The following is a 13,983-nucleotide window of genomic DNA, read 5'->3' as shown; positions in this document are numbered from 1 at the left end:
CACCATGCATACCGACATCCAACTCCAAATTGAAGATCCCACCGCCCGCGACTCCCTGCTGTTGATGGAGGAATTGTCGACCGCGCTCGAATCGATCACGGGCGACAGCGGCCGTTCCTCCTTCGACATCGACGACGTGGTCGGCCCGACGGGCCGCTTCGTGGTGGCGCGCGACGGCGCCGGCCTGGCGCTGGGCTGCGGCGCGCTGCGGCCGCTGGAGCCGGGCGTGGCCGAGATCAAGCGCATGTACGCGCGCCACGGCACCAGCGGCGTCGGCAGCGCGGTGCTGCGCTTCCTGGAGGACCAGGCGCTGGCGCTGGGCTACCAGGCGTTGTGGCTGGAGACGCGCCTGGTCAACCGTCGCGCCGTCGACTTCTACGAGGCGCGCGGCTACCACCGCATCGCCAATTACGGCAAGTACATCGGCAACCCGCTGGCGGTGTGCTTTGAAAAACAATTGCCTACTTGATGCAGACCGCCCGCACCATCTTGATGTCGGTGATGCCCAGCAGGACCTTCTCGATGCCGTCCATCTTCAAGGTCAGCATGCCGTCCTCCAGCGCGGCCGCCAGCAGCTGGGCGACGCGGGCGTGCTCCTGTAGCAGCTTCTTGACCTTGTCGCTGCCTATCATCAGCTCGTGCAGGCCGACGCGGCCCTTGTAGCCCTTGTTGCACTCGTCGCAGCCGAGCGCGCGGTACAGCGTGAACTTGCCGTCCTTGGCGTAGCGCTGGCGCCAGCCGGCCAGCACGGCGGCGCGGCCGGCGGCGCCGTCCTTGATGAAGTTTTCCGTATTGAGCAACTCCTCGCAGAACTCCGTCAGCAGCAGGTTCAGTTCCTCGTCGCCCGGCTGGTAGGCCTGCTTGCAGTTGCCGCACAGGCGCTTGGCCAGCCGCTGCGCCAGGATGCCTAGCAGCGCGTCGGCGAAGTTGAACGGGTCCATGCCCATGTCCAGCAGCCGCACGATCGATTCCGGCGCGCTGTTGGTGTGCAAGGTGGCGAACACCAGGTGGCCGGTCAGCGAGGCCTCGATGCCCATGCCGACGGTCTCCTTGTCGCGCATCTCGCCGACCATGATGATGTCCGGGTCGGCGCGCAGGAAGGCTCGCATCACGGTGGCGAAGTCCAGCCCCGCCTTGCGGTTGACCTGCACTTGGCGCAAGCCCTTTTGCGTGATCTCGACCGGGTCCTCGGCGGTCCAGATCTTGGTGTCCGGCGTGTTCAGGTAGTTCAGCACCGAGTGCAGCGTGGTGGTCTTGCCGGAACCGGTCGGGCCGCAGACGAAAAACAGGCCATACGGTTTCTCGATGGTGGCGCGCAGGCGCTCCAGGTTGAACGGCAGCACGCCCAGCTTGTCGAGCGGGATCGGTTCGCCGGCCGCCAGGATGCGCATGACGATGTCCTCAACCCCGCCGGCCGAGGGGATGGTCGCCACCCGCAGCTCGATGTCGAGCGGGCCGTATTTCTTGAACTTGATCTTGCCGTCCTGCGGCTTGCGCCGTTCGGAGATGTCGAGGTCGCACATGATCTTGACCCGCGCCACCAGCGCGCTGCGGTAGGAGGCCGGGATCTCGATGTAGGGCACCAGCGTGCCGTCCTTGCGGAAGCGGATGCCGGTCTTGCCCTTGCCGGGCAGCGGCTCGATGTGGATGTCCGACACGCCCTGGCGGTAGGCGTCGACGATGATCTTGTTGAGCAGCTTGACCAGCTCGTTCTCGACCGCTTCCGACACCTCGACCGAGCCGCCTTCGCTGTCGCCGTCATCGTCGTCCATGCCCGACAGCAGCTCACCGACGCTGCCGCTGTCGCCGGCGGCGCCGAAGAAGTGCTCGGTCATCATGTGGAATTCGCGGTTGCTGGTGACGCGGAACACCGGCTTGGCCTTGGGGAAGATCTGGTTGACGATGTGGGTGTTGGCCACCCGCTCCGGGTCCAGCGCCACCACCAGCATGCCGTCCTTGCTGTCCTCCAGCGGCATCCAGCCGGATTCCTCGATGTACTGGCGCTTCAGGTTACGCAGCAGTTCGACCGGCTTGATGCGGTCTGCCTTGAAGTGCTCGTACGGCACGCCGAAGTGCCGCTCCAGCGAGGCGCCGATGGCCGCCAGCTTGACCTGGAATTCATCGATCAGCACGTCCTCGATATCGTGGTCCTTCTTGCGGGCCGAACGGGTGGCCAGCTCCAGCTCGGGCGCCGACAGCACCGCGTCCGTCACCAGCCCGTCATATTTGGTGCGTACCATTTGCGGCGGCTTCAGGCGCTGGCTGAAGGCCACCGACAGGGTCTCGCACAGTTCCTTGACGCCGGCCTCGGCGATGGAAGAGAAGGGCGCGCGGTCGCGGTTGTTGATGAACTGGACCACGCCCAGCAGCTCGCGCGACTGCACCGCGATCAGCGGCGCCACCAGCATCTGCTTGGTGCGGTAGCCGGTGCGCTGGTCCACGCCCTGCTGGAAGCGCAGCTCCGGCGAGTAGCGCGACAGCTCGGCCTGGTCGTAGACGTCGGCGATATTGACGGTCCTGCGGGTCAGCGCGACGTAGCCGGCGATCGAGGCCGGCGTGACCGCCAGCTTGAGGTCGCGGAACGAGGTCAGCCCGGTCTTGACCTTGGAGACGATGTAGTCTTTTTCATGGTCCATCGCGTACAGCGTGAAGCGGTCGCAGTTGAACAGGTCGCAGAATTCCATGCCCAGGTCGAGCATGATCTCGTCCAGGTTGCTGGTGGCGTGGATCTTGGTGGTGACCGTTTGCAGCTTCTGGAAAAACGCCAGCCGCAGGTCGACATCGCTGGGGTGTGGACTGGGGTTGCCGGCGTCGTTCATGATCGCTTTCGCTAGGTCAGTGGAACTTCCATGCCTTCATACGCGAGGAAGACCTTCAGGTCGCCCAGCAGCGGCGCGTGGCGCGCCATCACATCGGCGAACACGGCTTCGAGTTCGTCGTCGCTGCGGGTCGGTTCATGATGGGTGCAGTATAGCGCTTTGGCGCCGGTGCGCAGCGCCATGGCGAACGCGGAATCGAAGGTGCCGTGGCCCCAGCCCCGCTTGGCCGGGTATTCCTCGCGGGTGTAGGAGCAGTCGACGATCAGCGCGTCGACCCCTTGCACCACGGCGTCGATGGCGGCGTTGCGCTCGTCCATCCATTGCTGGTAGGCGGCGTGTTGCGGATGGCCGGGCGGATGGATGTTGTAGTGCGGCTCGTGGTCGCCGGTGAAGAACACCGACTTGCCATGGCACTCGATGCGGTAGCCGAGGTCGGTCACCGGGTGGTTCATCACGACGTTGTGCACGGTGGCGTCGCCAACCTGGATCGGCTCGCCGATGGTCAGGGTCTGGTATTCGATGGTGGCGTCCATCTGGGTTTCGCTGACCGGGAAATAGCTGTTTTGCAACTGCACGCCCATCACATGCTCGATGCCGTTGCCGGTCACCGGGTCGGTCACGCCGTGCAGGCGCACGCGGCTGTCGCGCACGAACAGCGGCGTGAAGAAGGGCAGGCCGTGGATGTGGTCCCAGTGGCTGTGGGTGATGAAGATGTTGGCGTGGACCGGTGTTCTTTTGTTTTGCAACAGGGACTGGGCCAGCGAGAAGATGCCGGTGCCGCCGTCGATGACGATCAGGGTGTCGTCGTCGGTGCGTACTTCGATGCACGTGGTGTTGCCGCCATAGCGCGCCGTGCGCGGGCCGGGGGAGGGAATGGAACCGCGCACTCCCCAAAAGATAAATTTCATACTCAGTCCCTGTTCTTTTTTTGCTCGATACTCTGGTCGATGATAGCTTTTTTTTTCGACAACAGGGAAAAACCCGACACTGCCGGGGCTAATTTTGTGTCCTGCGTCATTTGCCGATGTACAACAGCTTATGCTAGCTATACACTTCGAAAGTGCGCCCAAGCGCCTGACAACCAGCGCAAGCCCATACAACAGGTATTGAAAAAACAACCATGCAAGAGTTGAATCAAACGCAGATCTCACAGCGGCTCGACCAGCTGACGGAACTGAGCGTCCAGCTGGGCAGCAGCCATGACACCGATACGCTGCTCGAGCGCATCCTGATCGTTGCGAAAAGCATGACCAACGCCGATGGCGGCACCTTGTACCGCCCCAGCGAGGACAAGCGTTATCTCGATTTTACGATCCTGATCAACGACACGCTCAAGACCCATCAAGGCGGCATCAACGGCGAGCCGATCAGCGCGCCCGGCGTGCCGCTGTTCGACGAGAACGGCGAGAAAAACCTGGCCTCGGTGGCGGCCTACGCGGCGCACTTCGGCCTGTCGGTCAACATCGAGGACGTCTACAAGGCGGACGTGTTCAATTTCTCCGGCATGGTCAAGTTCGACCAGCTGCGCCACTACCATTCGCAGTCGTTCCTGACGGTGCCGATGAGCGACCACGAGGGCGAGCTGGTCGGCGTGCTGCAACTGATCAACGCCAAGGACAGCGACACCGGCGCCATCCGCGCCTTCAGCCAGACCGACCAGCGCTTCATCGAGGCGCTGGCGGCGCAGGCCGCCGTGGCGCTGACCCACCAGCGCCTGATCGCCCAGCTGGAAGAGCTGCTCGAATCGCTGGTCAACCTGATCAACATCGGCATCGATGAAAAATCGCCCTACACCGGCCGCCACTGCCAGTTCGTGCCGGAGCTGACGATGATGCTGGCCGAGGCCGTGCACAGCACCGAGACCGGCCCGCTGGCCGACTTCCGCATGACCGAGCAGGACCGCAAGGAACTGTGGCTGGCCGGCCTGCTGCACGATTGCGGCAAGATCACCACGCCGGTGCATGTGGTCGACAAGGCCACCAAGTTGGAAACCATCTTCGACCGCATCGCTGTCATCGACACCCGCTTCGAAGTGCTGCTGCGCGACGCCGAGATCGATGCCCTGCGACGCAAGCTGGCCGGCGGCGACCACGCCGCCATCGATGCGGAACTGGCGCAGCTGCAGGCCACGCTGCGCGAGGAGCGCGACTTCATCCGCTACGCCAACGTCGGCGGCGAGGGCATGAAGACTGAGGACCAGGAGCGCGTGCGCCGCATCGGCCAGCACCGCTGGGTCGGCGTGGATGGCGCCGAGCAGGACTTCTTCAGCGACGACGAGCTGACCAATCTGACCGTCAAGTTCGGCACCTTGACCGACACCGAGCGCAAGATCATCAACAACCACATCTCGATGTCGATCCGCATGCTGGAGGCGCTGCCGTGGCCCAAGCACCTGAAGAACGTGCCGGAATACGCCGGCGGCCACCACGAGCGCATGGACGGCAAGGGCTATCCGCGCGGGCTGACCAAGGAGCAGATGTCGATCCAGGCGCGGGTGATGGCGATCGCCGACATCTTCGAGGCGCTGACCGCCAAGGACCGGCCTTATAAGAAAGGTAAGATGCTGTCGGAGTCGCTGCGCATCCTCGGCAACTTCTCGCTCAACGGCCACATCGATCCCGACCTGTTCGACATCTTCATCCGCAGCAAGATCTATCTGGTGTTCGCCCAAAAGAACATGGACGAAAAACAGATCGACGACATCGACGAATCCAAGATCCCCGGTTACACCCCCTGACGCCCAGACGCCCTAACCCCCGGAAGGAGCGCGCGTGCGCCTGATCCCCGCCAAGTGGACCAAGACCCTGCTGAAGTACGGCCCGCGCTGGCTGCTGGGCGTGCTCATCACGGCGGCCGGCGTGCTGTACACGCTCAGCATCTGGGACAGCGAGGCCGTGGCCCGCTTCGACAACCTGCTGGCCGGCGAGCGCATGAAGCTGGCGGCGCCGGTGCTGGACCCGCGCATCGTCATCGTTGACATCGACGGCAAGGCGCTGACCGAGTTCGGCCGCTTCCCGTGGAGCCGCAACGTGCAGGCGCGGCTGATCTCGCAGCTGACCGGCCACTACCAGGTCAAGGCGGTCGGCTACGATATTTCCTTCCCCGAGCCGGACACCAGTTCCGGCTACGGCGTGCTGGAGAAACTGTCCAAGCAGGAGTTGAGCGACGTGCCGGCGCTCAGGCAAAAGCTGGCGGAGTTGAAGCCCTCGCTGGACTACGACGGCCTGTTCGCCGCCGCGCTGGCCGGGCAGCCGGTGATCCTGGGCTTCAACCTGTCGCCGGACCAGGTCAAGGGCGAACTGCCCAAGCCGCTGTTCAGCGAACAGGACTTGAACGGCCGCGAACTGACGGCCTACAACGCCCCCGGCTACGAGGCCAACGTGCCGGTGCTGCAACGGGCGGCGGCCGGCGGCGGCAGTTTTTCCGTCTCCACCGATCCGGACGGCATCGTCCGCTCGGCCTACCTGATCCAGCAGGTCGGCGACAAATACTATCCTTCGCTGTCGGTGGCCACGGCCGGGCTCTACCTGGGCGCGCTGGCGATCAAGCCGCTGCTGACGGAATCGGTGGACCAGCTGTCGCAGAACCAGCTCGACAGCGGCGGCTACGATGGGCTGACGTTTTTGCTGCCGGACCATAAGCAGCGCGTGATCCCGGTCGGCGAGGCGATGACCACGGTGGTGCAGTTCCGCGGCACCGGCGGCCCGGCCGGCGGCGCCTTCCGCTACGTGTCGGCGGCGGACGTGCTGACCGGGCGCGCGCCGATGGCACTGCTGAAGGGCACGGTCGTGCTGATCGGCACCACCGCGCCCGGCCTGGTCGACTTGCGCGCCACGCCGGTCAAGGCCGAATATCCGGGGGTGGAAATCCACGCCAACATCATCAAGTCCATCCTGGACAACCGCTTCAAATCGCGGCCCTACTATGCTTTTGCGGTCGAGGCCGGGCAAATCCTGGCGATCGGCCTGGTACTCAGCTTTGCGCTGGCCGCCTTGTCGCCGCTGCGCTCCATCCTGCTGGGCGTGCTGGTGCTGGCCGCCAGCTTCGGCCTGAACTACTACGAATACGCCTCGCTCGACCTGATCTACAACCTGGCGATGCAGCTGATCGTGGTCGCCGCCGTGTTCGTGCTCAACGTGGCCTGGGGCTATTTCTTCGAGGTGCGCAAGGGGCAGGCGCTGGTGTCGCGCTTCGGCGAATACGTGGCGCCCGAGCTGGTGGCCGAGATGGCCGACGATCCCGAGAAATACAATATGGACGGCGAAAGCCGCGAGCTGACCGTGCTGTTCGTCGACGTGCGCGGCTTCACCACCATCTCCGAGGGGCTGACACCCAAGGCGCTGCGCGAATACATCAACCTGTACCTGACGGCGATGTCGGAAGACATCCGCGACAGCCACCGCGGCACACTGGACAAGTACATCGGCGACGCCGTCATGGCCTTCTGGGGCGCGCCGGTGGCGTTTGCCGACCACGCCAGCCGCGCGGTCGCCACCTCGCTGCTGATGCAGGCTTCCGCCCACCGCCTCAACGACGAGTTCATCGCGCGCGGCTGGCCGCCGCTGAAGATCGGCATCGGCCTGAATACCGGCTTGATGCACGTGGGCGACATGGGCTCGAAAATCCGCCGCGCCTACACCGTCATGGGCGACGCCGTGAACCTGGGCTCGCGGCTGGAAGGCATCACCAAGGTGTACGGGGTCGGCATCACGGTCGGCGAAGCCACCCGCGCCGCCGCGCCGGAATACGCCTACCGCGAGCTGGACCTGGTGCGGGTCAAGGGCAAGCACGAACCGGTGGCGATTTTCGAGCCTATTGTGCTGGACAAAGATCTCGATCCGGCCACCCGCAGCGAGCTGGAACGCTGGCATGCGGCGCTCGCTGCCGTGCGCGCGCAACAGTGGGATCAAGCAATGGCGATAATTGTTGATTTAAAGACATTATTGCCTGACCGCAGCCTGTATTCCTTATATACTGAGCGCATCGCCTATTATCGAACTCATCCTCCCGGCGTGGACTGGGACGGCGTCACCACGTTTGAAACCAAATAGTAAAAAAAGCGCAATCATGAAGGCGAAATAACTAAGCGCAATCTAGCCACAAGCAGGGAAAAAACTGTCCTCCAGACGGGAAAAAAAGTGGCGGCCTGAGCAAAGACGGCTACACTGAGAGGAATATTAGTTTCCTTGTGGCTATGCTTTGCAGGCGCTTTTCAGCCCTTCGGACCACCAACAATTCTGAATGACCGACTCGCGGCGCTCCGGGGCGCGCGGGCCCAGATCCACACCGGATAGAGGATGCCGTTATGAAAGCCGAGACCAGCCGCTCCCCACAACGCCGCGCGCACACCGCGCCGCTGCGCCGCAAACTGATCGCCGTGCTGGTGGCCGCCTGTTACACCGGCGCCCAGGCCGCGCCGGTCAGCCCGACCGTGGTGGCCGGGCAGGCCAGCTTCAACCTGCAGGGCAAGACTTATTCGATCACCAACACGCCCAACACCATCATCAACTGGCAAAGTTTTTCGGTGGCGGCGGACGAGATCACCCGCTTCATCCAGCAGAGCGCGGACAGCAAGGTGCTGAACCGCATCACCGGCCAGAGTCCGACTCAGATCCTCGGTTCGCTGCAATCGAACGGCAAGGTGTTCCTGATTAATCCGAACGGCGTGCTGTTCGGCGCCGGCTCGCGGGTCGATGTGAACGGCCTGGTGGCCTCCAGCCTGGCGATCTCGAACGCCGACTTCCTGGCCGGCAAAAACAACTTCAGCGGCGACGCCGCAGCGGGCAAGGTCAGCAACGCCGGCACGATCACCACGCCGGCCGGCGGCCAGATCTTCCTGGTCGCGCCGGCGGTGGAGAACAGCGGCGTGATCTCGGCGCCCAACGGCGACGTGGTGCTGGCGGCCGGCCACAGCGTGCAGCTGTTCGATTCCAGGGATCCGAATGTGCAGGTGGTGGTGTCGGCGCCGGTGGACCAGGCGCTGAACCTGGGGCAGATCGTGGCGCAGGGCGGGCGGGTCGGCGTGTATGGCGCGCTGGTGAGCCAGCGCGGCGGCATCAACGCCAACAGCGCGGTGCGCGGCGCCAACGGCCAGATCATCCTGAAATCCAGCGGCACCACGCTGCTGGAGGCGGGCAGCAGCACCAGCGCCACCGGCAGCAACCTGAACACCGGCGGCGATATCCAAGTGCTGGGTCCGCTGGTGGGCCTGACCGGCAACGCCGTGGTCGACGCCAGCGGCGCGGCCGGCGGCGGCACGGTGCTGGTCGGCGGCGATTACCAGGGCAAGAACCCGGCGGTGCAGAACGCCCAGCAAGCGTATGTGGGCAAGGACAGCGTCATCAGGGCCGACGCCACGGTGAACGGCGACGGCGGCAAGGTGATCGTCTGGAGCGACCAGGCCACGCAGATGTTCGGCAGCATATCGGCGCGCGGCGGCGCCAACGGCGGCAACGGCGGCTTTGTCGAAACCTCCGGCCACTATCTCGACATGCAGGGCACGGTCGACACCCGCGCGCCGAATGGCGCGACCGGCAAGCTGTTGCTGGATCCTAGCGATGTCTACATCGCCGCCGCCGCCGATTCGCCCGGAATGCCTAATTCGGTCGGCAATCTTAATCTGGTGCCGGGGGCAGGGGCCTTCCTGGAATCGGGCACCGTGCAGGATTCCCTGCTGCTGACCAGCGTGCTGCAAACGGCGCTGCTGGCCAGCGACGTGACGGTCAGCACGGGGAATGTGCATGGCAGCAGCGGCGGCGATATCTCGGTGCTGAGCGCGATCACTTTACCATCTAGCCGTACCCTGTCGCTGACCGCCGATCACGACATCATGGTCAAGGCCGCCGTCACCGGCACCGGCGGCAACCTGAATCTGACGGCCACCGGCAACATCGCGCTGCAAGCGGCGCTTAGCACAGGTGGTCTGGCGCTCAGTGCCGGTAGCAACAGCAGCATCACCGCCACCGACAGCGTGACCGTCAACGGCATCTTCAACCTGCAAGCCGGCAACTGGTCGCAAGTCGGCACGCTGCCGAACTTCAGCGCTACCGATTTCCGCATCGCCGGCAGCAGTCATTTCGTGCGTGCCATCAGCGGCGACGGCGCGACCGCGCCTTACCATCTGGTCGATATCTACGGCCTGCAAGGGGCGGGATCATTGTTGGGCAGCTATTCCTACGTGCTCGACAACGATATCGACGCCAGCCAGACGGCGCACTGGAATCTGGTCAGCGGCAGCACCTACTCCGGCTTCAAGCCGTTCGGCGGCATCGATTACGTCTATACCGGCACGTTCGACGGCAACCACAAGACCATTAGCGGCCTCTACATCAATCGCCCGACCACCAGCCAGGTCGGCCTGATCTCCAACATGGGCGCGGGCACCATCAAGGACGTCAAACTCAGCGGCGGTTCGGTCGAGGGTAACGACAACACCGGCGCGTTGGTGGGTAACATTAACCCGTATGCCACCGTCAGCGGCGTGGCGATCGAGACCGACGTCAGCGGTAACGGCGCCAATGTCGGCGGCCTGGCAGGTTACTCGAACGGCGCCATCAGCAATTCCTACGCGCTGGGCAATGTGACCGGCAAGACCTCCAGCAGCACCGGTAACACCGGCGGTCTGCTGGGCGGCATGGGGACGTGCGGGACCTTGAACGCGACGTACAGCAGCGGCGCCGTCAAGTCCAATAGCACCGCCGTCGTCAACGCGCTGGTCGGCGACGGCGCCAACCACGGCTCTGTGACCGCCAGCTTCTTCAAGACCGCCGGTGATACCAGCGACAGCGCCGGCGCGGTCGGCCTGACGGCGGAACACATGATGCAGCAGGCCAGCTTCAGCGGCTTTGACTTCGATGGCAGTTCGTCGGTATGGCGCATGTATGAAGGCCACACGATGCCGCTGTTGCGGGGTTTCCTGACGCCGATCACCATCACCGGCGGTGGCGCCAACAAGGTGTATGACGCCATCCCGTTCGTCTACTCGCCGGCGTTTAGCCACGCCGACATTTACGGTACGCTGAGCTACGCCGACGGAGTGAATTTCGGCACCCACAAGGTCGACGGCTTGTACTCGACCAAGTACGATGTTATCTATGATTCCTCGACGTCGTTGATCATTACCCCGCGCCACATCACCGCCACCGTGACCAGCGCCAGCAAGACCTACGACCGCCTGACCAGCCTGGTACAGGGCACGTCCGACGGCACCTACAGCATCAGCTACGGCAACACGGTGAACGGCGACACGCCCGGCATCAGCGGCACCTTTAACTTTGCCAGCAAGACCGCCGGCACCGGAAAGACCATCACCGTCACCAGTCCGACGCTGACCAATAACCCGCACGGCAACTACGCGCTGGATACGAACGAGGGCGGCAACGTCACCGGCACCGGCACCATCAATCAGGCCAAGCTGCCACTCAGCGGCCTGAGCGCCACTGGCCGCACCTACGACGGCACCACCGGCAACATCACGCTCAACGGCACCGCATCGGTGACCCCGATCTACGGTGACGACGTGACGCTGACCGGTACCATCGGCACCGCCACGCTCGAGAACAAGAGCGCCGGCGCGAGCAAGCTGGTGATCGTTGGGTTGGGGAACTTCGCCCTGAGCGGCGACGATGCCAGCAACTACCTGCTGGTCTCGCCGAGCAATCTGATGACCGAGATCGCCAAAGCCCCGCTCACCGTCGGCAACGTTACGGCCAACAACCGCGTGTACAACATGGACTGGAATCCGGCCGCCAGCCAGTACGGCACGCTGGCGACACTGAATGTGGCCAATGGCGCGCTGACCGGCGTGCTCGGCAGCGATGTGGTGACCGTGACCGCCGGCAGCGGCACCTTCGATAGCCGCAACGTTGGCACCGGCAAGAACGTGATGGCCACCGGCTTCACGCTGGGCGGCACCGACGGCGGCAACTACATGGTGACCGGCATGCCGAGCGGGCTGACCGCCAACATCACGCCGGCCACGCTGACGGTGACACTGGCCAGCCGCCAGTACAACAACAGCGCCAGCGCCACCTTGTCCGGCGCCACGCTGGGCGGCGTGCTGGGTATACCGGAGGGCCCGCTCAATGCGGTCTCGCTGTTCATCAACGAAGGCAGCAGCGTCAGCTATGCCGACAAGAATGTCGGCGTCAACAAAACCGTCACCATCGGCGGCAGCCCGCTCAGCCTGACCGGCGCCGACGCCGGCAACTACACGTTCGCCGGCGTCAAAGGCACGATCACCGCGCGTCCGGTATCGACCTGGACCGGCAGCGGCGGCGGCTTGTGGAGCGCCGCCGGCAACTGGTTGGACAACATCGCACCGGACGGCGCCAATGTACTGATGGCCGCCATCGGCAGCGGCGCCGGCACCATCACCTACGACGCCAGCGCCGGCAACACGACGCTGGCGAACATGGCGGTCGGCAGCGGCAGCCAGTTGGCGCTGACCGGCGGCGCGCTGACCGTCACCGGCAGCGGCGGCAAGTCCTACCTGACCGGCGCCACGCTCAACCTGAACGGCGGCAGCCTGGTGCTCAACGGCCTCATGGACGCCAGCTACCTGACCTTGGCCAGCGGCGTGCTGAGCGGCACCAACAGCGCCGCCAACCTCACCGTCAGCAACCTGACGCAAACCAACGGCAGCATCGACATGAGCGGTTCGCTCAACGTCTACAGCAGCGGCAACATCGCGATCGGCGCCGTGCGGGCGCAAAACGGCATCACCCTCATCGCGGGCGAGGGCGGCGGGGCGATCACGCAGACCGGCCCGCTGGTGACCGACAGTCTGCACGCGACGGCCTACAACGGCATCACGCTGACCAACACCGGCAACCATGTCGGCGCGTTCACGGCCTACAACGGCTCGGGCAGCATCCAGCTCAACAACACCGTCAGCAGCGGCGAGCTGGCGCTCGGTGTGCTGACCACCACCAACGGCAACATCATCATCGACAACCACGGCGGCATCCATACCGGCGGCACCATCCACGCCTACAACGGCAAAGTGTCGCTCACCGCGCACAGCCCGATCACCATCAACGACAGCCTGATCGGCACCGACATCGCGCTGTTGGCCAGCACCGATATCACCTTGGCCGGCGCAGCGGTGCTGAACGCGGCCAACTCGATCAATCTGGTGGCGACCAATAACATCGTGCTGGGCGGCCTGTTGAACGTGAGCTCGCCGACTGGCAGCATCTCGGCGGTCGCCACCAACGGCAGCATCAGCGTCGGTAGCGCCACCACGATCAACAGCAACGGCGCGCAAGTGGTGCTGGCTGCGCCTTTCGGCTCGGTGAGTGCCTCGTCCGTCACCCTGGGCAGCAACACCTCGCCGAGCATAGACTCCGGCAGTGCCGCCACAGCCGCCGCCCAAGCCTCCGCCGCCGCTGCCGCCAAGGCCGCGGCCGATGCCAAGGCTGCCGCCGACGCCGCCGCCGCCAAGGCCGCGGCCGACGCTGCCGCCAAAGCCGCCGCCGATGCCGCTGCCAAAGCCGCCGCCGACGCCGCTGCTGCGGACGCCGCCGCCAAGGCCGCCGCCGACGCCGCCGCCAAGGCCGCAGCGGATGCCGCCGCCAAAGCCGCAGCCGACGCTGCCGCCAAGGCCGCTGCCGCCCAGGCCGCTGCCGACGCCGCCGCCAAGGCTGCCGCCGATGCCGCCGCCGCCCAAGCCGCCTCCCAGGCCGCCGCCGATGCTGCCGCCAAGGCCGCCGCCGATGCCGCCGCCAAGGCTGCCACCGACGCCGCCAATGCCGCCGCCAATGCCGCTGCGGAGGCCGCCGCCAAGGCTGCCGCCGCTGCCGCCGCCAAGGCCGCCGCCGACGCCGCCGCTGCGGCAGCCGCCAACCAGACCTCGACGCCGGTGGCGCAGGCGTTGAACTCCACGGTCAACATCATCAACACGGTCACCCAGGTCCAGGGGGGCGTCCTCAAGGCGCCAGCCGTCACCACGCCGCCGGACACCAGCACCGCGTCCACCAGCACCACCAGCACCGGCAGCAGCGGTGGCACGACCAAACCGGACGACAAAGTGCCCGATGAAAAGGATAAGTCCGCCAACAAGGTCGACGTGCTCGCCAGCAAGAGCGAGCCGACCAAGAAGATGTATTGCAACTGATGCCGCGCCGGGCCGTTTGTGCGCCGAAATCCAACACTCGGCCCCGGC

Annotated in this window: 6 protein-coding genes; 4 read left to right on the top strand and 2 right to left on the bottom strand. The window is 65.2% G+C overall.

Features of this window, described 5'->3' with window-relative positions; translation table 11 throughout:
* Positions 1-4 precede the first annotated feature (4 nt).
* Positions 5-469 carry a GNAT family N-acetyltransferase gene (locus tag AC07OK_RS07780; RefSeq protein WP_494689773.1) on the top strand — a complete coding sequence of 155 codons (465 nt, stop codon included), beginning with the start codon at positions 5-7 and terminating at the stop codon, positions 467-469.
* On the opposite strand, the gene AC07OK_RS07775 is transcribed toward AC07OK_RS07780, so the two are convergent.
* Both AC07OK_RS07775 and AC07OK_RS07770 read right to left on the bottom strand, forming a co-directional pair.
* Positions 462-2,819 (bottom strand): ATPase, T2SS/T4P/T4SS family, encoded by a 2,358-nt coding sequence (locus tag AC07OK_RS07775; protein ID WP_494689772.1) that lies wholly within the window; start codon positions 2,817-2,819, stop codon positions 462-464. The two genes, AC07OK_RS07780 and AC07OK_RS07775, sit on opposite strands and share 8 nt — an antisense overlap.
* An 11-nt stretch (positions 2,820-2,830) precedes the next feature.
* On the bottom strand, positions 2,831-3,727 hold the full coding sequence (locus tag AC07OK_RS07770; RefSeq protein ID WP_494689771.1) for an MBL fold metallo-hydrolase: 897 nt from the start codon (positions 3,725-3,727) through the stop codon (positions 2,831-2,833).
* Positions 3,728-3,939: 212 nt separating this feature from the next.
* On the opposite strand from AC07OK_RS07770, the gene AC07OK_RS07765 reads away from it, so the two are divergent.
* The 3 genes from AC07OK_RS07765 (at position 3,940) to AC07OK_RS07755 (ending at position 13,935) form a co-directional block, all read left to right on the top strand.
* The gene (locus AC07OK_RS07765) at positions 3,940-5,556 is read left to right on the top strand and encodes an HD-GYP domain-containing protein (RefSeq protein ID WP_494689770.1); all 1,617 of its coding nucleotides are present in this window, start codon (positions 3,940-3,942) and stop codon (positions 5,554-5,556) included.
* A 34-nt stretch (positions 5,557-5,590) separates the two neighbouring features.
* Positions 5,591-7,870 (top strand): CHASE2 domain-containing protein, encoded by a 2,280-nt coding sequence (locus tag AC07OK_RS07760; RefSeq protein ID WP_494689769.1) that lies wholly within the window; start codon positions 5,591-5,593, stop codon positions 7,868-7,870.
* A 254-nt stretch (positions 7,871-8,124) separates the two neighbouring features.
* A complete protein-coding gene (locus tag AC07OK_RS07755; protein WP_494689768.1) occupies positions 8,125-13,935 on the top strand; it encodes a beta strand repeat-containing protein in 5,811 nt (1,936 codons plus the stop codon).
* Positions 13,936-13,983: the final 48 nt, after the last annotated feature.

The sequence above is a fragment of the Duganella sp. GW821-FHT07G03 genome, from assembly GCF_059418605.1.
The sequence above is the reverse complement of the archived record's forward strand: the minus strand, read 5'-3'. Positions and strand labels throughout refer to the sequence as shown.